This window comes from Microbulbifer sp. CnH-101-G (assembly GCF_052466775.1).
The window spans coordinates 1,392,054-1,415,654 of sequence record NZ_CP174292.1; the positions used below are offsets into that span (position 1 = coordinate 1,392,054).

Below are 23,601 nucleotides of genomic sequence, written 5' to 3' on the forward strand. Positions count from 1 at the left end.
GCGATGCTGGTGATCCTCGATTGGGATGGCACTGTTTGTAATTCCGAGGCGAGGATTGTGGCCTGTATGCTGCGTGCAGCTGAGCGGGTTGGCTTGCCTGTGCTTACCCCTGATGCGGTGAGCAATATTATTGGGTTGGGCTTGCCGGAGGCGGCAGCCACCCTTTTTCCAGGGGCTCCCGATAGGGATCGACAAGCGCTGAGGCAATTCTATTCGGAGGAGTGGATGGCTGCGCGGGTGGAGCCTGTGCCCTTATTTGAAGGAGTGTTGGATACCCTGGATAAATTGCTCTCTCGGGGGCACCAGTTGGCGGTTGCCACAGGAAAAAGTCGTCGCGGTCTCAACCGGGAGTTTGAGGAGCATGGTCTGGGGCATTTGTTTGTGGCGAGCCGCTGCGCGGATGAAACTGCTTCCAAGCCCGATCCGCGCATGCTCAGTGAGCTACTGGTCGAAACCAGATGCGAGGTTGGTGAGGCGGTGATGGTCGGCGACACTACTTATGATTTAGCGATGGCGGCGGCGATAGGTATGCCTTCAATCGGCGTTAGTTACGGGGCTCATTGCCCGACTCGCCTGCAGGAGTATCGTCCCCAGGCGATTATCGACGAATTTGCCGGCTTACTGGGTTGGGCCCCTCTCACTCCTTAGGCGTTGATTCGGGAGCTGGTTGTAGGGGGTCTATGCCAAATTCACCGAGTAGGTCTACCAAGCGGATAAGGGGGAGGCCCACAAGGGTGTTGATGTCTGTGCCGTCGAGTTTTTCAAATAAGGCGATGCCGAGGCCCTCGACTTTAAAAGATCCGGCACAATCGTAGGGCTCTTCTAGCTCCACATATCTTTCAATCTGCGCCAGGCTGAGCGGGCGGAAATACACCGTGAAAGTTTCCACAGTGCTTGCTTGGCGGCCGCTTTCGCTGTCTAAGAGTGACAGGCCGGTGTGAAATATGACTTTGTTGCCAGAGCAGGCTTGTAGCTGGGCAATGGCTTTGGTGCGGTTGCCGGGCTTGCCTAGAATCCCGCCTTCATATTCTGCTACCTGGTCTGAGCCGATGATTAGGGCTTTGGGGTGATCTTTTACCAAGGCCTGGGCTTTTTCCTGTGCGAGTCGCAGGGCTAGCGCGCCTGCACCTTCCCCTGGTCTGGCTTCTTCATTTATATGGGGTGCCGCGTGGCGAAAGGGCAGGTTGAGCTGTTGTAGTAACGCTCTTCGATAGGGGGAGCTGGAGGCTAGTATCAGTGGAGAGGCCATTATTTGGGCAGTTCCATGGTTGTTTGGTCAATGTTTGTGACCGAGCGATACTGCAGTGACTGAATTGTTTTGACAAGGGTAGGGTGAGTCCATAGAATTGCGCGCTTATGTCGATAGCCCCCTCTAAATCAGTATTGCCAAAGAGCGTTGACGCTCGAAAATTGGTGCAGCGTGAACAGTATCTGGAAGGTATTTTGCCTCTGGAATCACTGGGGCGCCTCCGTGAGGCTGTAGAGTCTGTGGAAGGGGAGGTTGTGGCTGATATTCAGTTTGGTCGCGACCTGCAAAATCACCTCACTGTTAGTGGCAAGGTGTCGTGCACGGTGGATTTACTATGCCAACGTTGCCTACACCCCGTGCGCGAGCAGCTCGAAGCGCAATTTTGCTGGGGTATCGTTTGGTCTGAAGAGCAGGGCAAGGCCCTCCCCAAAGACCTGGATCCGGTTATTCAGGATGGCGATGAGCTAAACCTACACCAGATCCTGGAAGATGAAATTTTGCTTAATCTGCCGATGGTGGCTTATCACGATGCGGAATGTGTCTCCAAGGACAGTTTCCATGTCGGTGAGAAGGAGTCTGAAGCGGGTGAGCAACGGGAAAACCCCTTTAAAGTGCTGGAGCAGTTGAAGGGTTCTTCGGGGAAATCCTAGATTTTTCCGGGGAGTTTGGGCTCGCCGGTAGGCGCCCCGGTTCCAGCGAAATTTGTTTATTTTAGGAGCTAGCAATGGCTGTTCAACAAAACAAGAAGACTCGTTCCCGTCGCGGTATGCGTCGTTCACACGACGCTCTGGGCGCCGGTGCAACTCTCTCCGTAGACCCCACTACCGGTGAAAAACACCGTCGTCACCACGTGACCAAAGACGGTTTTTACCGTGGTCGCAAGGTGCTCGAAATCGGCGGCGGCTCCGAAGAAGAGTAAGCTTTGTCCAGCCAATTGCGATTGGCCGTGGATGCAATGGGCGGGGACTTAGGTCCCCGCTCTGTCGTTCCGGCCTGTATTAGATTTCTTCATAACTTCCCCGAAGCGCAGCTGAAACTCTTTGGCCCGCGCGCGCAATTAGAGGCTCTGTTCCTCGAACAGCGCTACTCCCAAATCCCCGATCGTCTTGAAATTGTCCCCTGTGAGCAGGTTGTTACCCAGGAGTGCAACCCTTTGCAGGCCGTTCGTCATAAGCGCGACTCTACTATGGCTAAGGCTTTGAAGGCGGTGGCAGAGGGGAGTGCTCAGGCGATGGTGACTTCAGGAAATACCGGCGCCCTATTGGCTCTGAGTCGCAGCGTTCTAGGTAATATTGAGGGCGTTCGCAAACCAGCGCTGGGCAAGTCCGTACCCTCAGGGCACGGTTCCTGCTACCTTTTGGATCTCGGCGCCAATGTGGGGTGTAGTGCTGAAGACTTGTTGCAGTTTGCGCGTATGGGAATAGAGGCCCAGCATCTGCATACCGGTATCCCTCGCGAAGATATCGAGGTGGCCCTGCTGAATATCGGTGCAGAAGCGCACAAGGGAACCGCAGAGATACGCAGGGCTGCCGAGCTTTTCGAGGCAGACCCGGGAGTCAACTATGTCGGCTTTGTGGAAGGACATGACATCTTTACCGGCGCTGTCGATGTGGTTGTGTGTGATGGCCTGATGGGAAATGTGGCCATGAAATCCGCTGAGGGCGTAATAAGACTTATGGGTCAAAAAGCGTTCACTATCGAGAAAAAGGGGTGTTTCAAGCGTTTTTTTGGCCAATTAGCCATAAAGCTGTTGCGAAAATGGCGCACACAGGTAGAGCCTGCCCGCTATAATGGCGCCAGCTTTGTAGGGGTGAAGGGCAACGTGATTAAAAGCCACGGAGGTGCCAGCAGCGAAGCTTTTTACCGGGCTATGGTGACGGCAAAAGAATGTGCCGATGCCAATCTAGCCGCCAGAGTTGGCGCTGCCCTGGTACAAGCTGGTGAGCGAAACTCAAAGGAAATGGGGTAGATGGTTCGCCCCGCTCCTACTGAAATTTGCCAAATAGGTTTAAGGATATCTTATGACCAATGCCGCGCTTGCATTCGTCTTTCCTGGGCAGGGATCTCAAAAGATCGGTATGCTCTCCGAGATTGCTCAGGAAGCCCCAGAAATCCAGTCCACCTTTGCTGAGGCTTCGGAGGTTCTTGGATACGACCTTTGGGATCTCTGTCAAAATGGTGAGCAGGAAGCGATCAATCTAACCCAGCGCACCCAACCTCTTCTTCTGACCTCCAGTGTTGCTCTCTATCGTCTCTGGCGTGCCCGTGGTGGTGCTGTGCCTGCGCGCATGGCGGGACACAGCCTGGGAGAGTGGTCTGCATTAGTATGCTCTGGTGTTTTGGCTTTTAAGGATGCTGTCCACCTGGTCCGTGAGCGTGGCCGCCTGATGCAGGAAGCTGTACCGGTAGGCACTGGAGCCATGGCCGCAGTGATTGGCCTCGACGATGCGGTTGTGGAAGAGGCCTGTGCTGAAGCCGCTCAAGGGGAGGTAGTTGCCGCAGTGAACTACAACTCACCGGGGCAGATTGTTATTGCCGGCAGTAGTGCTGCGGTTGAAAGGGCCATAGATGCCTGTAAATCAGCCGGCGCCAAGCGTGCAATGCCTTTGCCGGTGAGCGCACCCTTTCATACTGAATTAATGCGTCCAGCAGCTGAAAAACTCGCTCCTCAAATTGAGGCAGCGGAGTTTAGCGCACCGCAAATCCCTGTTGTGCACAATGTGCATGCCGAAGCCGAATCTGATCCGGCGAAGATCAAAGCTTTAATGATTGAGCAAATCTATAGCCCTGTGCGCTGGACGGCCTGTGCCCAAAAGCTTGTGAGCGATGGCGCTACACAATGGGTTGAATGTGGTCCGGGCAAGGTGCTGGCTGGTTTACTCAAACGCATCAATCGCAGTGCTAGCTGTCACGGTATAGATACTCCCGCCAGCTTTAATGAGGCGCTGAGAGCTACAGCTGCCTGATATTGCTCAGGCAAGATTGGCAATGGTCGAATAAGGATAATGCAAGTATGAGCCTGAAGATTTCCCTTGAAGGTAAGGTGGCCCTGGTCACTGGCGCCAGTCGCGGTATTGGTGCGGCAATTGCGGATATGCTGGGTAGCCAGGGCGCAACGGTGATAGGTACTGCTACCAGTGATAGCGGTGCAGAGAAAATCAGTGCGCGTTTTGCCGAAAAAGGCTTTAGTGGGGCTGGTATGGTGCTTGATGTGACGAGTGCCGAAAGCATTGCCGGGCTGCATGAGGCTGTGAAAAATGATTTTGCGGCGCCTGCCATCCTGGTCAATAACGCGGGCATCACTAAAGACAACTTGCTTATGCGCATGAAGGATGATGAGTGGGACTCTGTGATTGAGACAAACTTGTCCGCTGTTTACCGCATGACGAAGGCGTGTCTTCGGGATATGACCCGGGCTCGCTGGGGGCGCATCATTAATATCAGTTCTGTCGTGGGTAGCATGGGTAATGCCGGTCAGAGCAATTACGCAGCCACCAAGGCTGGAGTAGCCGGTTTTGCGCGCTCTCTGGCTGCAGAGATCGGCTCTCGCGGCATCACTGTCAATACCGTTGCCCCGGGTTTTATAGATACCGATATGACCAAAGTGCTGCCCGAAGCCCAGCGCGAGGCACTGCTTGAAAAGATTCCCCTGGGGCGCCTGGGGCAGCCCGAAGAGATCGCTTCTGTTGTGGCATTTCTGGCAAGTGATGCCGGAGCCTATGTCACAGGGGAGACGATACATGTCAATGGCGGCATGTATATGACCTGAGATACGCTAAAAATATCAAAATAACTTGTTGATTTTTATAAGATTTTTGTATTTGCTAATGGTGCCGCAGAGCCGTGCATTACAACCCTAAAAACTTGGGGTACAATGGCCTCTGAATTATCCAAAAGCTGTGTGAGCCGGTCGTTATCGCCGTTAATTGGATTGGCGAAATAACAATAGCGACTAAAACAGATTTTTACCCACTAGGAGTTAAATTGAATCATGAGCAGCATTGAAGAGCGCGTTAAAAAGATCGTTGCTGAACAACTGGGCGTGAAGGAAGAAGACGTTAAGCCTGAAGCCTCTTTTGTTGAAGATCTGGGCGCGGACTCACTCGACACAGTTGAGTTGGTAATGGCTTTGGAAGAGGAATTCGAAACCGAAATCCCCGATGAAGAAGCTGAGAAAATCACAACTGTTCAGCTGGCAATTGATTACATCAAGGACAACCTTGGTTAATTCCTGCTGGGTGGTTTAGGCGCGAACAGTTTTATTACTGTGCGTAGCCAAGCGTTTCTGAGAGCCGTTCTATGTTACATAGCGCGGCTCTCTTTTTATTTGCACTATGGAATTGTGACTACTGTTCGAGTGTTGTTTCATTCACAAACTATTGAAGGAAGAACAGTGACAGTAAGAGTTTCGGGGGGACCGCAGTGTCGCACAGAAGAGTTGTTGTAACCGGAATGGGCGCAGTAAGTCCGCTAGGTAACACCGTAGGGGAGACTTGGTCTGGCATTCTGAAAGGTGTCAGTGGGGCAGCTCCAATAGAAACGTTCGATGTTTCGGCGTTCTCGACCCGCTTCGCCGCTACGGTAAAAGATTTCGATCCCACGCCCTATATGCCTGCAAAAGATGCACGCAAGATGGACACCTTCCTGCAGTATGGCTTGGTCGCGGGTATTCAGGCGATGGAAGATAGTGGCCTGGAAGTGAGCGAAGGTAATGCACCGCGTATGGGGACCTGTATCGGTTCCGGTATGGGGGGCATCATGGCTATTGAAGACAATGCCCTGTTAATCGCGGAGAAGGGCCCCCGACGGGTATCACCATTTTTTGTGCCGGGTGCCATCATCAACATGGTAGCTGGTAACCTATCGATTAAATATGGCCTTCGAGGGCCAAACCTTGCCGTCACAACGGCCTGCACTACTGGGACCCATGCCTTGGGGTTGGGAATGCGGACCATCCAATATGGCGATGCAGATGTTATGGTGTGCGGCGGGGCCGAAATGGTCACCACACCTGTTGGGCTCGGTGGCTTCTGTGCGGCCAGGGCGCTTTCCACACGCAATGATGATCCCAAGACGGCCAGTCGCCCATGGGATAAAGACCGGGATGGTTTCGTATTGGGAGAGGGCGCTGCGGTGCTCGTCCTGGAAGAATATGAGCATGCAAAAGCCCGCGGCGCGACTATTTACGCCGAACTTGCGGGCTTTGGTATGAGTGGCGACGCCCACCACATGACCTCGCCCCCAGAAGATGGTGCCGGAGCCGCACTTTCAATGCAGAACGCACTGAAAGACGCGGGTATGGGGGCTACCGAAATCCAATATATTAACGCCCATGGCACTTCTACCCCGTTAGGGGATACTGCTGAAATCCAGGCGGTACGCAATGTTTTTGCCGGCTCTGCAGAAAAGCTGGCTGTAAGCTCCACCAAGTCTATGACGGGGCACCTTTTAGGCGCAGCTGGTGCTATTGAGGCGGTTTTCTCCGTTCTTGCGTTGCGTGACCAGATGGCGCCACCAACAATCAATTTAAATAATGCCGATGAGGCTTGCGAAGGTATTAACCTGGTTCCTCAAGAGGCTCAGCCGATGGCTATCGATTCGGTACTTTCTAACTCATTTGGGTTCGGCGGTACCAATGGTTCACTGATTTTCAAGCGAATCTGACCTACCTGCCCGCCTTTGGGCGGGCAACTTTCATTCCGAGGACTGCATGTCCAAATTACCGCAGCTTTTCCTTCGAGGCCATCCTGTGCAGAGCCTGCCAGAAGATGGGTGCTATAAAGACGGAATCCTCGAAACTATGCGTTGTCACAACGGGAAGATTCCTCTGTGGCCATTGCATAGAGAGCGCCTTGCTCGAGCCTTGGGTTCGGGCGAGCCGCCACTTGCTGATATTGATCAATGCGTCCCTCTGCTGGCAGCACAGGGGGGTCGCAAAATGGCGATTGCTCGATTACGGGTGGGCCTTATTGATGGTCAGTGGTGCTGGGACCTTTCCTTTTTGCCACTGCAGCCGGCAGGGGAGGCAGAACTTGGGGTTCACCTTTTCCCCTGTAAGACTCATCTGCCGGTTTCACAAAGATGGAACTCTGGCTGCAAATTTTTGAGTCGCAGTCGATATAATAGGGCGAAGTCTGAGCTCCCTGAGGGCGACTACCTCGATGGCCTGATGCTCGACACTGAAGGCAGGGTTATCGAGAGCTTGCGCTGTAATTTACTGGCGCGCTTTGGCGATGGCTGGATAACACCTAACCTAGAGCGGTGTGGTGTCCGGGGTGTCATGCTTGACTGGCTGTCCAGCAGGGTTCAATGGCAGGAGCGAGATATGGATATTCGGTATCTGTGCGATGCTGAGGAAATAGCTTTGTGCAACAGTGTTCGCGGGGTACTACCTGTTGTTGAGATTGTCGGCCACAGGCGTTGGCAAATTGGGGCTGGTGTTCGTGGGTTGCAGCAATTGATTATGGAAACATTGTGGTAAAAAAGAAGAAGCAGACAAGCTCCCCGGTTAAATTCTGGAAGGTCCTGTTTGGAGGTTTCCTTCTTTCAGGTCTGTTGGTACTGGCATCTCTTTGGGTGTTACAGGTGTCTCTCGCTACACCGTTGCCGGTGGGAGAAAAGGGCCTTCAGTTTCAGGTGGACAAAGGCAGCAGTCTATCTGGCACTTTGCGCAAGCTGAAAGGTGATGGGGTAATCAACTGGCCGAGATTGGTGCTTGCCTATGCTTACTGGGAGGGCAAAACAGATATCCACTCCGGTGAGTATTTGATCCCCCATGGAAGTACAGCAATGGATTTGATCGCCCGTCTAAACCGAGGGGATGTCACTGTTTATCGGCTGACTCTGGTTGAGGGTTGGACCTTCCAGCAGGCCCTGCACAAGATTCGCTCGGGGCAAAGGGTTGTTAGATCCAAGGCAGGTAGCAGTGTCAGTGCAGCTGCCCGGGCTCTCGGCTTGGAGGAGGGTGCAGAGGAAGGCTGGATTTTCCCAGATACCTATGTTTACCGCTCTGGAACTACTGATATTGAGCTTTTGCGCGAGGCTTACGAACGTATGCAGCGTGTATTGGATGAGGAGTGGCAGGCAAAAGGAGAGGGGCTTCCTTATGCATCCGCCTATGAAGCCTTGATCATGGCCTCGCTGATTGAAAAGGAAACCGGTCAGCCTTCGGAACGTAGTGAAATCGCTGGGGTGTTTGTGCGTCGCTTGAATAAAGGCATGCGTCTGCAAACAGATCCCACTGTCATTTATGGGTTGGGAGAAGATTATGATGGTAATCTCACTCGAGCACACCTTCGGGCGCCAACCCCGTATAATACCTATGTAATCAATGGGCTGCCCCCCACACCAATTGCACTGCCAGGGCGTGCAGCTATCCGTGCTGCACTCAACCCAAAACCTGGCAAAAGCCTTTATTTTGTAGGCAAGGGGGATGGCTCCCATCATTTCTCAGCCACTCTGACAGAGCACAACCGTGCGGTGCGGGAGTATCAGCTGAAGAGGCGAGCGGATTATCGCTCCAGCCCGGTTAAAGGAAATTAGAGATAGTGTCGCGCGGAAAATTCATTACCCTGGAAGGCGGGGAGGGGGTTGGTAAGTCCACCAACCTGCAATTTATCACCCAGTGGTTAGCTGATCGTAATATTCCATTCATTCAAACCCGTGAGCCAGGTGGTACGCCGCTGGCTGAACAGCTGCGGGAATTGCTCCTGGCGAAGCGTGAAGAGGCGGTTGACCCCACGGCGGAACTGCTTATGGTCTTTGCTGCTCGAGCGCAGCATTTGGAGAAAGTGATTGTCCCGGCTCTGGAGCGTGGTGATTGGGTAATTTGTGACCGTTTCACCGATGCCACTTATGCCTATCAGGGTGGTGGCCGAGCGCTCGATAGAGCCTTAATAGAGCGGCTAGAACAAGATGTGCAGGGTGGTTTACGGCCCGATAAAGTCCTTCTTTTAGACCTGGATCCGCAAATAGGTTTGGAACGTGCAGCCAGTACTGGAGCTGCCGATCGATTTGAAAGTGAGCAGCTGGCCTTCTTTCATCGGGTGCGTGCGGCTTATCGTGAACGTGCACAGGCGGCCCCCTCTCGTTACGCTATTGTTGATGCCAGCCAGCCTCTAGCGCAGGTTCAGCAGCAGCTGGGGCAGGAGTTACAGCGTCTTCTTTAAAGGGCGCTGTAAAAATATAGCCCCCACGGCGTCCTTATTGTTGGTAGTGAAGTTCCCAGTTACAAATTTGGCAAATGGCAGTGTCTGAAGCACCTGAACATATCCCTATACCCTCTCTCTTACCCTGGCAAACGGAACAGTGGCAACGGCTCGGTACCCAGTGGCGCGCGGGTCGATGTCCTCATGCCTTGCTGATCAGTGGTCAGCCAGGTCTTGGTAAGCGCGCTTTTGCCGAGGCTTTTTCAGCGCTGGTATTGTGTGAGCAACCCAGAGAAGGGCAGGCCTGTGGAAGCTGCAAAGACTGCCACCTTTGGCAGGCGGGATCTCACCCGGATTTTCTTCGGGTAGAGCCAGAGAAAGAGGGAGGGCCGCTCAAGGTTGAGCAGATTCGCCAGCTCGGCGACTTTGTGTCGCGAACCAGTGGGCGCGGGGGCGCGCGCTTGGTGTGGCTGGCGCCGGCAGAGGCGATGAACATCAATGCGGCTAACGCCCTGCTGAAAAACCTGGAGGAACCGGCGGCATCAGTGATTTTCCTGCTGGTTAGTGACTCTCCGGCAGGCTTGCTGCCAACGATTCGCAGCCGTTGCCAATCTGTTGTATTTCCACCTCCTTCAGAAGAAATGGCACTGCAGTGGCTGCGCGCTAGTGACTTGGAGGAAGACTCGGCAACCAGAGCCCTGGCACTCGCTGGTGGGGCCCCATTGCTGGCTGCGCAATTGGCAGATCCAAAGTGTGAGGAAATTCGAGAGCGGTTTTTGCAAGAGCTTGTTGCTCTGGCCCAAGGGAGCGCTAGGGCCGTGACAGCCGCCGGTCGCTGGGAGGCCCCTCCCGAACCCACAGACCTGGGCCAGCTTATTCAATTTTGGCAGCAGTGGGTTGCTCAAATGGCTCGGGTGCGCAGCTGTGATGCCACTGGTGATGCTCAGGTTATGGCACTTTTGCAAAGGTTCTCCGGTGCAGGGCGGGCTAGCTTGCGCACACTGTTTGGCTTTTATGATCATCTTCTTCAGGCGCGTATGGGGCTCGCAAGCGGAGCAAATCCCAACCGTCGCCTGTTGCTGGAAGAGTTGATGATTCGCTGGGCCAGGTTATTTGGCTGAGTGAAAAACGATCAATAATGGTTGGCGTACTATTTAGTTCCACCAAAGTGTCGATCCGCTGGGTTCTGGACAGAAACAGCACGCTCAGATAAGTTAGCGCAACATTAAAAACATTGAGGTTGAGCATGAAAGCCATGGGAGGCGGTGCCCGAAACGGCATCCTATCGCTGAAGATTCAGGATAAATCAGTTCTCTACGCGGCTTATATGCCCTTTGTAAAGAATGGTGGCCTGTTTATCAGTACAGATAAATCCTACAGCCTCGGTGATGAAGTATTCCTGCTGTTAAGCCTGATGGATGAACCCGAAAAAATTCCGGTGGCCGGCAAGGTGATCTGGATAACCCCCAGTGGAGCCCAGGGAAACCGTACGCCGGGTATTGGCGTTCAGTTTGGGGACAAGGACAATATTGCGCAAAACAAAATAGAAACTTACCTGGCTGGCACTCTTGAATCCAGCCGACCCACTCACACGTTGTAAATTTCACATGCTCGTAGATTCTCATTGTCACCTGGATAGACTGAAGCTCGATAAGTTTGATGGCGATCTGGACGCTGTTCTGGAGTTGGCTCGCAATCGGGGGGTCGGAAAATTCTTGTGTGTTGGTATCAGTCTCGATAATGCCCATGCTGTCGTAGAGATCGCTTCAAAGTATGAAGATGTGGTTTGCTCAGTGGGGATACATCCGCTGGATGTCGAATCCGGTCTCGCTGGTGTGGACCAATTGATCGAAATGGCGGGGCGCCCCAAGGTGGTAGCACTGGGGGAGACTGGTCTCGATTATTACTACAGTACTGAGACAAAAGAGACCCAACAGCAAAGTTTTATCGCCCATCTACAGGCGGCGGGCCAAGTGGGGCTGCCGGTGATAGTCCATACCCGCGATGCCCGTGAAGATACGATTCAGTTAATTCGGCAGCACGGAAACCTGCAAACAGCGGGTGTATTGCATTGCTTCACCGAGAGCTGGGAGATGGCTAAGGCCGCACTGGACCTAAACTATTACATTTCCCTCTCCGGTATTGTTACATTTAAAAATGCCGAGGACCTGCGCGATGTTGCGCGTAAACTGCCCCTCGATCGCCTACTGGTGGAAACTGATTCTCCCTACCTTGCACCGATTCCCTATCGTGGCAAGCCCAATATCCCGGCTTATGTGCGGGAAGTGGCCGAATTCATTGCTGAGTTGCGCGGAATTTCTTACGAGCAGCTGGCTGAAATCACTACAGAAAATTTTCTCCGATTATTTCCTCGGGCTGCCTAAGCCTGGCTAGTTAGAAGTTCCCTATATGATGAAGCAGCAATTGCAGGTCATGCTGACCCTGCAGGACGAAATTAATACCGTTGTTAATGAAAACTGGCGTGCGCAAAACTTTGCCTGGTATCGCGCGATCTGGGTAGAGAGTGCCGAACTTTTGGATCACTACGGTTGGAAGTGGTGGAAAAAACAACAGCCCGATATAGATCAGGTGAAACTCGAGCTGGTAGATATTTGGCATTTTGGCCTGAGCCTTGAATTGCAACAGGGTGCCCCGACTCAGGTTGCTGAAAAGATGCTGCAGGAATTAGAGGCAGGTCAGCGAGCCCCTGGTGATTTTCGTGAAAACCTGGAGGCCTTCACTTTAAATACTTTGGCAAGCAAACAATTCGATCTGCCAGGATTTGCTCAGCTTCTCGCCGATATAGAGATGCCTTTTACCGAGCTGTATCAACGTTATGTAGGCAAGAACGTACTCAATCGTTTCCGCCAGGATAACGGTTATAAAGAGGGTACTTATGTGAAGACCTGGGGTGGGCGCGAAGATAACGAGCACTTGGCTGAGATTGCCAGTGAGCTCGACGCCTCCGCTGATGATTACAGCGATCAGGTTTATCGCACCTTGCAGCAACGTTACCGGGAAATCGCTTTGGCGTGATCCTTATTTGACGTTTTATTTGAGAAAAATGCAGTTTTACTAGGCAAATTGAGTTGGTAATTTCCCCGCTTGAGGTGAAATTTGCTCGAGAGGCCCTATAATGCGGCCGCTTACAAACGAGGAGAACTATCGTGAAAGCACCTGTTCGTGTTGCTGTTACCGGCGCTGCCGGTCAGATCAGCTATTCGCTGCTGTTCCGCATCGCCTCCGGCGAGATGCTGGGTAAAGATCAACCAGTTATTCTGCAGCTGCTGGAAATCACTCCAGCATTGGAAGCGCTGAAAGGCGTGGCCATGGAGCTTGAAGACTGCGCTTTCCCGCTGCTGGCGGGTATTGTTCAGAGCGACGACGCTACTGTTGCGTTTAAAGACGCTGATTATGCTCTGCTCGTGGGCGCTCGTCCCCGTGGACCGGGTATGGAGCGTAAAGACCTGCTTGAAGCAAACGCCGCTATCTTCTCTGCACAGGGTAAGGCGCTGAATGACGTCGCCTCCCGCAATGTGAAAGTATTGGTTGTTGGCAACCCTGCGAATACCAATGCCCTGATCGCTCAGCGCAATGCGCCTGACCTGGATCCGCGTAACTTCACCGCAATGACTCGCCTGGACCACAATCGCGCGCTGTCGCAACTGGCCAACAAAACTGAGTCTAGTGTTAACGACATTACCCACATGACCATTTGGGGGAACCACTCCTCCACTCAATACCCAGACCTGCATCAGGTTAAAGTATCGGGTGAAGCTGCCATGGATAAAGTGGAGCAGGACTGGTACGAGAACGACTTTATCCCGACTGTTCAGCAGCGCGGTGCCGCCATTATTAAGGCTCGTGGCGCTTCCTCCGCAGCTTCTGCAGCTAATGCCGCTATCGATCATATGCGGGACTGGGCTCTGGGCACCGCAGAAGGTGACTGGACCAGCATGGCTGTTTACAGCGATGGTTCCTACGGTATTCAGGAAGGCCTGATTTACTCTTTCCCATGCACCTGCAAAGGCGGGGATTGGGAAATTGTTCAGGGCGTGGATATCAACGACTTCTCTCGCGAGAAAATGTCTGCGACCGAGAAGGAGTTGGCGGAAGAGCGTGATGCGGTTGCCCACCTGCTGCCGTAACTCTGCCGATTAACCGGCCTTATTGGCTGGTTCGTTAAAAAAGCCCGCACGGATGTGCGGGCTTTTTTATTTGCGCAGATTAACGCGAATTGCTTCTATTGGGGCAAAAAAGCTTCCGCTAGAACAGGTGAGAGAAGTGAGGTGGTATTTACGACCTTGGTGTTATTCCCTCTAATTTTCCGCCCAATCCTATCTTCAGTCACTTTTTTGGAGCTCCGTAATACGGAGCTCTTGCCTTGCTGGAGCTTAAAATGACCTTCCGCAGTGGTAATCAAGCGCAACTTGGCTGATCTGAGTATTGCGATAGCTTTGAAACTGGCGGGTCGCTATACGAGTGTGGGCTGGTGGCGGCGGCACTACACTGATGGAGTAAGTAATGTCTGGAAACGTTTGCCATGGTCACAGAAGTCGGCCGCCAAGCCCCGCGATGCGCCTGCATTCTTCTTCAGCCTAACCAGTCTCTATCGGCAACCGGAAACCTTTGGGTGTTCTTCTCTTTGGTTGGCGTTTCCCTCGGTATAAGCCTGGCTTTTGCCTTTGCCGGGGCTTGGATGATCCTGCCATTTGCTGGTTTGGAAATCCTATTACTTGCGGTTTTATTTACCTATGTCTATTTGGAAGGGACTCGTCGTGAGGTAATCCGTATCAGCGATGAACGGGTCGTCTTCGACTGTTGCAAGGGGTTTCGCCAGCAATCTGTCTACCATCGGGAGTTTTCTCGGAGCAATTTGGCCTTATTGGTGCGAATGGGGAATAGCGCGGCTGAGCCGGCCTCGGTGACCTTTAGTGGCCCTGAGGGTTGCCTTGAAGTAGGTGAATTCTTGACCGATGCCGAGAAGGCGGACCTGGTACAAAAGCTCAAACGGATTGGTATCTTTGCACGTAGGGAAAAGGAATTTCGCTTGCATCAGTTTTGATTGAGATTCCATGTGGCATCCCAGTTAGTACTTTTCGTTATAATCCCCACAAAATTCACAGCAACTCCTTAGGGGATTTCTTATGGCCTTTCCCAAAATTGGCAACTTGGCACCGGCTTTCACTCTGACAAACCAGAACGGAGAGAAGGTTTCACTCAAGGACTTCCGTGATAAAAACAATGTTGTGCTTTATTTCTACCCAAAGGCGCTGACACCAGGTTGCACTACACAGGCCTGTGGCATCCGGGATAGTGCCGATGCGTTTGAAAAACTTGATACTGTTGTCCTAGGTGTCAGTCCGGATCCAGAAGCCAAATTACAGCGCTTTATCGATAAACATGAACTGAACTTTGACCTCCTTTCCGATGAAGATCACAAGATCGCAGACAAGTACGGTTGCTGGGGTTTGAAGAAATTCATGGGCAAGGAGTACATGGGGCTGATCCGGACAACTTTTATCATCGATAAAAGTGGGCGCTTGCGCCATATTATCGAAAAGGTGAAAACCAAGACCCACAGTGAGGATGTGCTTAACTGGGTGGGTGAAAACCTGGATTAATGAGCTAGGATTGCAGATTGGTAGATTTTTTCTTGGGGGAGTAGCTGGCCTCTGCCCCCCGAATTACCTTGGTTTTTAAGAAAAGTGAGTATTCGGGCTACTCAATTCTGCCCCTTACAGCACAATAAGATGAAAAAAACCACTGTCGCCCCTTGCATTCTCAATTCTTGGTCTATACTGGCAGATGTAAAGGAAAGGTGCGCCGGCGAGAGAGTGTTTCTCTTTGGGTATTGCCGGAGCGGTTAGTTTAAAAATTGTACATCTCTGTGAAGGATTCGATGTCTGTTTTTGGTGCGTCCCGCATCGAGTAGTAGTCCGCCGAAGTTGTTGGTGTGTTGGTGTGGGCAGGGGCAACCGGGATTCGCTGGATGCGGACATAGAAAAATAACTGCGGCTCACGGAACTCAAAAGGAGCAGCTCGATGAACCATACTCAGCCCGACCAGACTTCGCTCTCAGAAGATAAATCCCTTCAGCAGGCCAGAATATCCGGTGACCCGAATATCCTTGACCAGCTGTTGGCGCCACCGGAAGCTACCAGCTTTGGCATTGCTGCCAGAGTTATCGATGTGTTGGAGCAGCGCATCGGTAAGGCTTCTCTCGCTATTCGCCCAGTTGCCTCTGACTTAAGCATGTCCACCCGGACTTTGCAGCGTCGTTTGCAGGAGCATAATCTGAGCTTCGCCTCACTGCGTGACCATGTACGTTTCCGTCACGCGGTGCACTTCCTCAAAGATACCGCCTTAAGTGTCGACGGAATTTCCCGGATCCTGGATTTTTCTGACCGGACCAGTTTCACCAGTGCGTTTAAGCGTTGGACAGGTATGTCACCAACAGGTTATCGCCGTCAGGTGCGTCAGCGCTTTTAAATGAGTGGGAATTGATTAGGTCGGTCTTTCGTCGATCGGCCCAATCCGTTGCCTCAACAGGGGAAACCCGTTAGAGTTGGCGGCAATTTTATAGGCTGACTCTTTGAGGTTTTGCATGAGCTTTTTTATCCCCTCTGCCATGGCACAGCAAGCGGCACCGGCACCACAGGGTAACCCAATGATAACCCTGTTGATGTTTGCGGGTCTGTTCGCATTCATGTGGTTTTTTATCATCCGCCCTCAGCGTAAGCGTCAGAAGGAGCACCAGGAACTGGTTGGCGCTCTGAAAAAGGGTGATGAAGTAGTCATGAGCAGCGGTATGCTGGGTCGTGTAGACAAGGTAGACGAAGACTACATCGTGCTGGAAGTTGCAGACAATATGTCCCTGAAGTTCCAGAAAGTAGCTGTTCATGCGGTGTTGCCGAAAGGCACAATTAAAAAGATCTGACTGCTCTATTGGTTTGATCTTTTATGGATTTTTAAAAAACCCGGCAGTTGCCGGGTTTTTTTTGCTGTTGGGTTTCAAAGCTGATTAAATATTGAGCCTTGGTAGGCGGCGTTAGTTACTTAAACCTTAGTTGCTTAAACCTTAGTTGCTTAAGGCTTCGTTGCTAAAACCTAGGGACTTCGAGTTAGGTAAGAGATTAGGCCAACAAAATTCTCTCCCTTTTTCTCGGCCTAACTGAATAGAATGGAATCTACTTTGTTTGAAAAGATACCCGTTGAGCTACCCAGACGTTTAAATCTGGCCCACCTGCCAACGCCTCTGCAACCCCTCGATCGTATTAGTGAACTTTATTCCTACCCATACGGTGGCCCGAAAATCTGGGTGAAAAGAGATGATCTGACGGAATCGGGAATGTCTGGCAATAAGCTGCGAAAGCTTGAGTTCGTGGTTGCAGAGGCACTAGAGCAGGGCAGTGATACCTTAATCACCTGTGGTGGTATTCAATCCAACCATTGCCGCACCACCGCGCTTGTCGGGGCTCGCCTAGGTCTCAATGTGCACTTGCTGTTGCGAGGGGAGCCGGTCGCTGAGGCTGATGGGAACCTGTTGTTGGACCAGTTGGCAGGTGCAGAAGTTACTTTCTATTCGCCCGCAGAGTTTGCCAAGGACATCAAAGGCCTTTTCAATTCCTGTAAAGATGAATACCGAAAACGTGGCCTTAAAGCTTTTTGCATTCCAACCGGTGCTAGTGACGGCCTGGGTTTGTGGGGATATCTCTCCGCTTCGCAGGAATTAATCGCTGACTGCCTAACAAGGGGGTTCGAGCCGGATCATATTGTATGTGCAACAGGGAGTGGAGGTACCCAGGCCGGCTTAACCCTGGGGTGTCATCTGCTAGGATTTAATGCACAAGTGACAGGTTATGCAGTTTGCGATAATGCCGCTTACTTCCAGGCCAAAGTGATAGAGGATATTCTTCACTGGAGCAGGCTGTCAGGGAATCCTATAGATACGCAATCACTGAAAGTGAACATCAACGCTGACTATATTGGGCCTGGATATGCCAAGGCTGGCCCCCCGATCTACAAAATGATTGAGGAAGTCGCTCGCTTGGAGGGAATATTGCTGGAGCCTATATATACCGGTAAAGCTTTTTATGGACTGATACAGGAGCTACAAAAAGGCCGCTACAAAGGCTGCGATAACCTGGTATTTGTACACACGGGAGGGCAATTCGCGTTATTCCCCTATCGCCACAACTTCTCATTTCATAGGGTTTAGGCCCCTTTACTGTTCTAGCGCTGCGGAAGCTGCTAACCTGCGCAACAAATTACGGCTGCGGCTGTATATAAAACAAACAGAATTAGTTCAGAGAAGTGGGGGTTAGTTTGGATTCCTTTAATCAGCTGCTACTGTCGCTAGACGGTTTGCTCGGTTCGGCACCTTGGTTCCCGTGGGTGCTGCTTGGGGTTGGTTTCTTTTTCACTATTTACCTAGGGTTTCCGCAATTCCGTTACTTTGGGCATGCGATTAAGATTGTCCAGGGTAAATACGATAAGCCCAGCGACCCAGGTGATACTTCCCACTTCCAAGCTCTGGCTACCGCTCTCTCCGGTACAGTGGGTACCGGTAACATTGGCGGGGTAGGTCTCGCTATTTTCCTGGGTGGGCCGGCCGCGTTGTTCTGGATGTGGATGACTGCTTTCCTGGGTATGACAACCAAATTTGTCGAAGTCACCTTGTCACACAAGTATCGTATTAAAGCGGCGGATGGTTACTATGCAGGTGGCCCCATGTTCTATATGGAGCGCCGTCTCAATATGAAATGGTTGGCGGTTCTGTTTGCCATTGCCACTGTAATTTGCTCCTTTGGTACGGGAAGCCTGCCCCAGGTGAATAATATCGCCCAGGCGGTGCACGATTCTTTTGGTATTGAGAAAGCCCTGACTGGTGGTGTGCTCGCAATTCTGCTGGGTATGGTGATCATTGGTGGAATTACGCGGATCGCTAAGGTTACCTCCACTATTGTTCCCGCAATGGCATTGATCTACATCATTGGTGCATTGGGAGTAATTTTCTACAATATTGAAAATATCATCCCTTCATTCGTGGCTGTTTTCCGCGATGCCTTTACCGGCAGTGCTGCGGTGGGTGGCTTCCTCGGTGCCAGCTTTGCCTATGCCTTTAACCGTGGTGTAAACCGCGGCCTCTTCTCCAACGAAGCTGGTCAGGGCTCAGCGCCCATTGCCCACGCCGCCGCACGTGCCGATGAGCCTGTATCCGAGGGCATGGTTTCCCTGCTGGAACCGTTTATCGATACCATCATTATCTGCACCTTGACCGGTCTGGTAATCCTGTCTTCCGGTGTCTGGACTGAGAAACATGAAAACCTGTTTGAGGGTGCCGATACTTATGTTGTAGAGGGCCGTTACGAAGAGAGTGATCCCGAGCAAGTTAAGCAATTGTTTAACTACCTCAGTGGTCGGCCTAGCGACGTGAAGGCCTATAACGGTTCGGTGGTTGTGACAGATGGGCATCCGCTCAATGTTCAGGATTTCACCTTGATCCATGCACGCTCAATTGCTGAAGACCTGGACTTCCGTGTCGGTGATGACCAGTTCAGCGGTGTATTGAATGTTGTAGATGGTAAGTTTGCCAATGAGGATGTAGATATCTGGGGGAAATCCCTGGTTCATTCCGTGGCTCTGACCAGCAAGGCTTTCCAGCGCGGTTTCTTCGGCGAATACGGTGGGCTGATTGTTACACTTGGCATTCTCCTGTTTGCTTTCTCAACCGCTATCGCCTGGTCTTACTACGGTGATCGTTCCATGATCTATCTGTTTGGCCCCAAAGCGGTAATGCCCTACAGAATTGTGTATGTCATCGCCTTCTTCTGGGCAGCGATTGAAGATACCACCGTTATTTGGAATTTGTCCGCGGTAGCTATCGTCATCATGACCTTGCCCAACTTGTTTGGTATCACCATATTGGCGAAGGAGATGAAGGATACGGTGAAGGAGTATTGGAAGGATCCCAGTCATAAATAAAGTGAATACCCGTAAACGTCCGAATTAAAAAAAGGCAGCCAAATGGCTGCCTTTTTCGTTACCGGGATAGGCTGGTATGGCAGCTTATCCCGATTTCTGGAGACTCAGCAAATGCCCTTATTCAGACTGGGCGCTGAGAGTTATACCGGAGTAGGAAGAGTAGCCACGAATACTGATGTACCAGGTCCCCGCTTGAGGGTTGCTGACATTACAGCTCTCCTCATTACCCCACTTGTAGGGGCGGCAATCCCAGTTGTTGCGAGTAGGCTCTGAACCATAGCGTACATAGAGGTCAGCATCACCACTGCCACCTGACATGGTTGTGGTCAGAGAGGACATGCCCTCAGCAACGTCTAATGAGAAATGTTGCCAGCTGCCCTGAGAGCCGGAAAGGTCGGTTTCCTCCCAGCCGCCAGGCTCACCGCCGCCGTCACCTTCGGTGAAATTGCCCACCAGGCTGACACCGGAGAAGGAGCTATAGCCACGCACCATTACGTAGTAGGTGCCCTCTTGAACATTCGAAATGTCACAGGTCTCATTGTTGCCACTACTAAAGGGACGACAATCGTATGTGGAGGTCGTAGGAGCTGCACCAAAACGGACATAAAGATCGGCATCACCACTTCCGCCCGACATAGCAAAGCTCAAGTCAGTTGCGTCCCCTGGTACATCCATGGTGTAGTGAAGTTCATCACCAGAGCCACCGCTGAGGTTATCTACTGAAACGCCATTCTCTAGTTCACCGGGAGGAGGTGGTGGTGTGGTATCACAGGTAACTCCTACGGTACTGAAGGCGGTTGTAACATCCGCTTTACTGTAGCCTAGGTCTACAGCAGCTTGCTCAACACCGCAGGCAGCTTCATCGTAGTCAGAGTTTGAGCCCCAGTACATCTGATTGGCGAGGACAAAAATATCAAATGCCTTGCGAGTATCCCAGCCGTTGGTATTGGCGATCAGATAAAAAGCTCGGTTGTAGACACCAGAGCTATAGTGTACGTCCATACCGCTGTAATAATCGTCGGCATGTCCAATGGAGCGTCCATCCTGTGTCGGGTCTTCAAAATAACGCAAGGCGCCATTGGCTTTGAAAATCTGAGCTCCAACCAGCCAGTCGTTACTGCCAGTCATAAAGTATTCAGCGGCTTCACCAGAGATATCGGAGAAGGCTTCATTAATTCCCCCTGGTTGTTGACTGTAAACTAGGCCAGAGTTCTGCTCGGTAAAGCCGTGGCTGACCTCGTGAGCCGTAACATCCAGGCTGACTAGCGGGTGGAAAGTGTTTTGACCATCGCCAAAGGTCATCTGGCTGCCATCCCAGAAAGCATTTTCGTAGTTATTACCGTAATGCACGCGAAGGCGCAGCTTTTGAGTCAGCGGTGAAGTGTTGTACCAGTCGCTGAACATATCGAAGACCACGCCACCGAAATAGTGCGCGTCATTTAGCGGTGAATAAGCACCATTGATTTCTTTGTGATCATTGTAGGGGCAGTTGAATTGATGGACGCTACCGCCACTGGTTCCATGATTCAGGTCCACAGTTTCAACGTTGGTAGTATCCATACGGCAGTTGGCATCAACCTGCATGGAGGGGAAATCGGTACCATATTCATAGCGGCCTGTTTTTAAATTGCCGCCAGGACCTTGTGCATCTTGGAAGGTGAGGCCATCCCAATGCTTAATCACTTCGCCGGTCATGGCATCAATAAAGTAGAAGGGGCGCTTGGGGTCGTCTCCATACTCGACCCAGTTCACCAGGTAGGCGAGGCGCGCTTCATCCTTATCATTGATGTAAACATAGAGTTCTTTTTGCTGGTTTTTGGCTTCCAGTTTAAGTACTGGCAGTGACAGGGCACCTGACATCACTCCCTGCTGTGCACGCAGGGAGACCTGGTGGTTCATGGCGCGATCAAGGGCATTGCCCGCGTCAATTGCCGCGCGCACGGTGGGCACTTCGAGCTCAAGCCCGGTGAGAACATTACCGTGCATTTCGGTAATAAGACCTTTCCCGGAACTGGTTACGGTCTGTCCCCATACGGGGATACCTTTGTGGGTCTGTTGATAACGGGCGATGGTCTTGCCATTTCCCAGCGTACGCTCGCGAATTTTCACCAATGCCATATCTGATCCGGCAACGGTGTTGAGTGTTTGAGGCGAGAGCATATCCGGAGTTGCTGGGACACGGTCTGCGGCCTGAGCACTGATAGCCATGGCTAAAGTGCAGGTAAGTCCTACGAAATGCTTCATTGCTAGCTTTCCCTTTACGTAACTTTTTTATTAGGGACCGAGCACCTGGAACTGATAGGTAATCCAGCATGGCGTTACCGAACAGTTCAGCAGTTTTGGTGCTAACGGTCTTTATGGTTGGTAAGACAGCAGAAGAAGGCCGGGCATCAGGGGTGGGGCCATAAAATGGCAGTGACGTCCGCTTTCTCAAACCGGTTGCCCAAAATTTCCGGGCAACCTGAGATTACCTTGCATGCGCTTAGTGGCAACAAAAAGGTGATGACAAACTCATATATTTGAATTCTTTTCGATATTTTTGCTTAAGTAGTCACAAATCAGCAAATAATATCCTGCCGAAGAATCCAAAATGATGCGCCTAAATAAACCCGATAAAAGGGTGATACGCCAGTCAATAATTAATTTTCAGATAAGTCTCGAAAATTTTTATTGGGAATATCTACACGTTAAGAAGAAGATATTCCCGCTCCCAAGAGCTGATCACCCGGTTAAATTCTTCATATTCGTCGCGCTTAATTGCGCTCCATGCTTTTACAAATTTTCTGCCAAACATTTCTGTAGCAGCTTCGCATTCCGTTAAAAGATTGAGAGCGTGTTCTTGCGTACGAGGCAAAGTAATGGCTTCTTTAGAGCAATCGCCCTGATACGGTGCGCTGGGTGCCACTTTGTTGATCATGCCAAGATAACCACAGGCGAGTGAGGCAGCAATGGCGAGGTAAGGGTTGCAGTCGGCACCAGGAAATCGATTCTCTAATCTTTTTCCCTGAGGCGAGCTGTCGGGAACCCTTAGCCCTGTAGTGCGATTATCATAGCCCCAGTGCAGGCTTGTAGGTGCAGCCATTTCAGGGGTGAAGCGGCGATAAGAATTTACATTTGGGGCTAGAAAACTAATGAATCCCGGGGTGTACTCCTGCATGCCGCCAATAAAATGCATGAAGGTTTCGTTTTCATTTCCATTGCCGTCTACAAAAATATTTTTTCCTGTTTTTGTGTCGACAATACTCTGGTGGAGGTGTAGTGCACTGCCGGGTTCATCTTCCATGGGTTTGGCCATAAACGTGGCATAAATCCCGTGGCGTAAAGCAGTCTCTCTGACCGTGCGTTTAAAAGTAAAAACCTGATCGGCGAGTTGCAGCGGATCGCCGTGGAGGAAGTTAATTTCCATCTGTGCGGTCCCGGATTCATGAATCAGTGTGTCCACATCCAGGCCCTGTGCCTCACAGAAGTTATACATGTCCTCAATAATGGGTTCGTATTCGTTGGCGGCATCGATACTATAGGACTGTCTCGTTTTTTCTGTGCGACCAGATCTTCCCACCGGCGCTGAAAGTTTTTCATCTGGATCGAGATTGCGTTTCACTAGGTAAAATTCCACTTCGGGAGCAACAACCGGCTTCCAACCTTTTTCTTTATATTTTTCCAAAACAAATTTGAGGATATTGCGGGTACTAATCGGATGGGGTTGACCATCCCGGGTATAGCAATCGTGAATAATTTGAGCAGTGGGATCATTGGCCCAGGGGTTAAGTCGAACGGAATCGGGATCGGGTACCAGTAACATATCCGTATCAGCCGGATCGACAAGCTCGTTGTGTTCATCGACATAGTCTCCGGTCACGGTTTGGACCAGGATACTTTCCGGTAAACGGCTGTCCTGGGTGAGAAATTTATCTGTAGGAGTGAATTTACCCCTGGCATTACCTGACATATCCGGTACCAGGCATTCCACTTCTGCAATATCGTGCTCTGCCAGCCAACTTGTAATCTTGTCCATTCTCTTGTTTTTCCGGTGTGTTCCCATCTGAGAGTCGCTCCAGTATATGCCTGACCTACATACTCGCGATAGCCGATGCTGTTTAGCGGAGCAGTTTGTTGCCCTCATAGGCTTGGGGCATAGATTGATAGTGTCTGGAGGAGATCTGGCATGGAGGGTAAAAGCGAATTACCATTCGGCAATTCCCGGAGGCTGGGAAAACC

The 23,601-nt window shown here is 51.5% G+C and carries 25 protein-coding genes; 22 read left to right on the forward strand and 3 right to left on the reverse strand.

Annotated features, from left to right (window positions below):
* Positions 1-3: 3 nt before the first annotated feature.
* Positions 4-648, forward strand: coding sequence for an HAD-IA family hydrolase (locus tag ACJJID_RS06320; protein ID WP_444921955.1), 645 nt, complete (start codon positions 4-6; stop codon positions 646-648).
* On the opposite strand, the gene ACJJID_RS06325 is transcribed toward ACJJID_RS06320, so the two are convergent.
* The gene (locus ACJJID_RS06325) at positions 638-1,249 is read right to left on the reverse strand and encodes a Maf family protein (protein ID WP_152453349.1); all 612 of its coding nucleotides are present in this window, start codon (positions 1,247-1,249) and stop codon (positions 638-640) included. The two genes, ACJJID_RS06320 and ACJJID_RS06325, sit on opposite strands and share 11 nt — an antisense overlap.
* Positions 1,250-1,356: 107 nt before the next feature.
* Between ACJJID_RS06325 and ACJJID_RS06330 the strand changes: the two genes are divergently transcribed.
* The 21 genes from ACJJID_RS06330 to ACJJID_RS06430 all read left to right on the forward strand — a co-directional run bounded on the left by ACJJID_RS06330 (position 1,357) and on the right by ACJJID_RS06430 (position 19,383).
* Positions 1,357-1,899 (forward strand): YceD family protein, encoded by a 543-nt coding sequence (locus tag ACJJID_RS06330; protein WP_444921956.1) that lies wholly within the window; start codon positions 1,357-1,359, stop codon positions 1,897-1,899.
* A gap of 74 nt (positions 1,900-1,973) precedes the next feature.
* A complete protein-coding gene (gene rpmF / locus ACJJID_RS06335) occupies positions 1,974-2,168 on the forward strand; it encodes a 50S ribosomal protein L32 (RefSeq protein WP_152453352.1) in 195 nt (64 codons plus the stop codon).
* A gap of 3 nt (positions 2,169-2,171) precedes the next feature.
* Positions 2,172-3,218 (forward strand): phosphate acyltransferase PlsX, encoded by a 1,047-nt coding sequence (plsX, locus tag ACJJID_RS06340; RefSeq protein ID WP_152453354.1) that lies wholly within the window; start codon positions 2,172-2,174, stop codon positions 3,216-3,218.
* 52 nt (positions 3,219-3,270) lie between these two features.
* Complete coding sequence (fabD, locus tag ACJJID_RS06345; protein ID WP_444921957.1) at positions 3,271-4,215, forward strand: ACP S-malonyltransferase; 945 nt, start codon at positions 3,271-3,273, stop codon at positions 4,213-4,215.
* A 47-nt stretch (positions 4,216-4,262) separates the two neighbouring features.
* On the forward strand, positions 4,263-5,018 hold the full coding sequence (gene fabG, locus ACJJID_RS06350; RefSeq protein ID WP_253868985.1) for a 3-oxoacyl-ACP reductase FabG: 756 nt from the start codon (positions 4,263-4,265) through the stop codon (positions 5,016-5,018).
* A gap of 222 nt (positions 5,019-5,240) precedes the next feature.
* Positions 5,241-5,477 (forward strand): acyl carrier protein, encoded by a 237-nt coding sequence (gene acpP, locus ACJJID_RS06355; RefSeq protein WP_152453358.1) that lies wholly within the window; start codon positions 5,241-5,243, stop codon positions 5,475-5,477.
* A gap of 194 nt (positions 5,478-5,671) precedes the next feature.
* Complete coding sequence (gene fabF, locus ACJJID_RS06360; protein ID WP_444921958.1) at positions 5,672-6,913, forward strand: beta-ketoacyl-ACP synthase II; 1,242 nt, start codon at positions 5,672-5,674, stop codon at positions 6,911-6,913.
* Between the two features lie 46 nt (positions 6,914-6,959).
* Entirely contained in the window at positions 6,960-7,730 is a 771-nt protein-coding gene (locus ACJJID_RS06365; RefSeq protein ID WP_444921959.1) for an aminotransferase class IV, read from the forward strand.
* Positions 7,724-8,791, forward strand: a complete 1,068-nt coding sequence (gene mltG / locus ACJJID_RS06370) for an endolytic transglycosylase MltG (RefSeq protein WP_444921960.1) — start codon at positions 7,724-7,726, stop codon at positions 8,789-8,791. Before ACJJID_RS06365 ends, mltG begins: the two co-directional genes overlap by 7 nt.
* Positions 8,792-8,796: 5 nt before the next feature.
* On the forward strand, positions 8,797-9,417 hold the full coding sequence (gene tmk / locus ACJJID_RS06375) for a dTMP kinase (protein WP_444921961.1): 621 nt from the start codon (positions 8,797-8,799) through the stop codon (positions 9,415-9,417).
* Between the two features lie 74 nt (positions 9,418-9,491).
* A complete protein-coding gene (locus ACJJID_RS06380; protein WP_444921962.1) occupies positions 9,492-10,517 on the forward strand; it encodes a DNA polymerase III subunit delta' in 1,026 nt (341 codons plus the stop codon).
* 125 nt (positions 10,518-10,642) lie between these two features.
* Positions 10,643-10,996, forward strand: a complete 354-nt coding sequence (locus ACJJID_RS06385) for a PilZ domain-containing protein (protein ID WP_152453370.1) — start codon at positions 10,643-10,645, stop codon at positions 10,994-10,996.
* Positions 10,997-11,003: 7 nt separating this feature from the next.
* Positions 11,004-11,780: a TatD family hydrolase gene (locus ACJJID_RS06390; protein WP_444921963.1), complete on the forward strand. Its 777-nt coding sequence runs from the start codon at positions 11,004-11,006 to the stop codon at positions 11,778-11,780.
* Between the two features lie 28 nt (positions 11,781-11,808).
* Positions 11,809-12,432, forward strand: coding sequence for a dUTP diphosphatase (locus ACJJID_RS06395; protein WP_444922614.1), 624 nt, complete (start codon positions 11,809-11,811; stop codon positions 12,430-12,432).
* Positions 12,433-12,563: 131 nt separating this feature from the next.
* On the forward strand, positions 12,564-13,544 hold the full coding sequence (locus tag ACJJID_RS06400; RefSeq protein WP_444921964.1) for a malate dehydrogenase: 981 nt from the start codon (positions 12,564-12,566) through the stop codon (positions 13,542-13,544).
* Positions 13,545-13,939: 395 nt separating this feature from the next.
* Entirely contained in the window at positions 13,940-14,461 is a 522-nt protein-coding gene (locus ACJJID_RS06405) for a DUF2244 domain-containing protein (protein WP_444921965.1), read from the forward strand.
* Between the two features lie 82 nt (positions 14,462-14,543).
* On the forward strand, positions 14,544-15,020 hold the full coding sequence (gene bcp, locus ACJJID_RS06410; RefSeq protein ID WP_444921966.1) for a thioredoxin-dependent thiol peroxidase: 477 nt from the start codon (positions 14,544-14,546) through the stop codon (positions 15,018-15,020).
* A 421-nt stretch (positions 15,021-15,441) separates the two neighbouring features.
* Positions 15,442-15,888 (forward strand): helix-turn-helix domain-containing protein, encoded by a 447-nt coding sequence (locus ACJJID_RS06415; protein WP_020415217.1) that lies wholly within the window; start codon positions 15,442-15,444, stop codon positions 15,886-15,888.
* A gap of 115 nt (positions 15,889-16,003) precedes the next feature.
* Positions 16,004-16,336: a preprotein translocase subunit YajC gene (yajC, locus tag ACJJID_RS06420; protein ID WP_020415218.1), complete on the forward strand. Its 333-nt coding sequence runs from the start codon at positions 16,004-16,006 to the stop codon at positions 16,334-16,336.
* 255 nt (positions 16,337-16,591) lie between these two features.
* Complete coding sequence (locus ACJJID_RS06425; RefSeq protein ID WP_444921967.1) at positions 16,592-17,617, forward strand: D-cysteine desulfhydrase family protein; 1,026 nt, start codon at positions 16,592-16,594, stop codon at positions 17,615-17,617.
* A gap of 107 nt (positions 17,618-17,724) precedes the next feature.
* Positions 17,725-19,383 (forward strand): alanine/glycine:cation symporter family protein, encoded by a 1,659-nt coding sequence (locus ACJJID_RS06430; protein ID WP_444921968.1) that lies wholly within the window; start codon positions 17,725-17,727, stop codon positions 19,381-19,383.
* 117 nt (positions 19,384-19,500) lie between these two features.
* On the opposite strand, the gene ACJJID_RS06435 is transcribed toward ACJJID_RS06430, so the two are convergent.
* Both ACJJID_RS06435 and ACJJID_RS06440 read right to left on the reverse strand, forming a co-directional pair.
* Positions 19,501-21,627, reverse strand: coding sequence for a M4 family metallopeptidase (locus ACJJID_RS06435; protein WP_444921969.1), 2,127 nt, complete (start codon positions 21,625-21,627; stop codon positions 19,501-19,503).
* A 436-nt stretch (positions 21,628-22,063) separates the two neighbouring features.
* Positions 22,064-23,398, reverse strand: coding sequence for a glutamine synthetase family protein (locus tag ACJJID_RS06440; protein ID WP_444921970.1), 1,335 nt, complete (start codon positions 23,396-23,398; stop codon positions 22,064-22,066).
* Between the last annotated feature and the right edge of the window lie 203 nt (positions 23,399-23,601).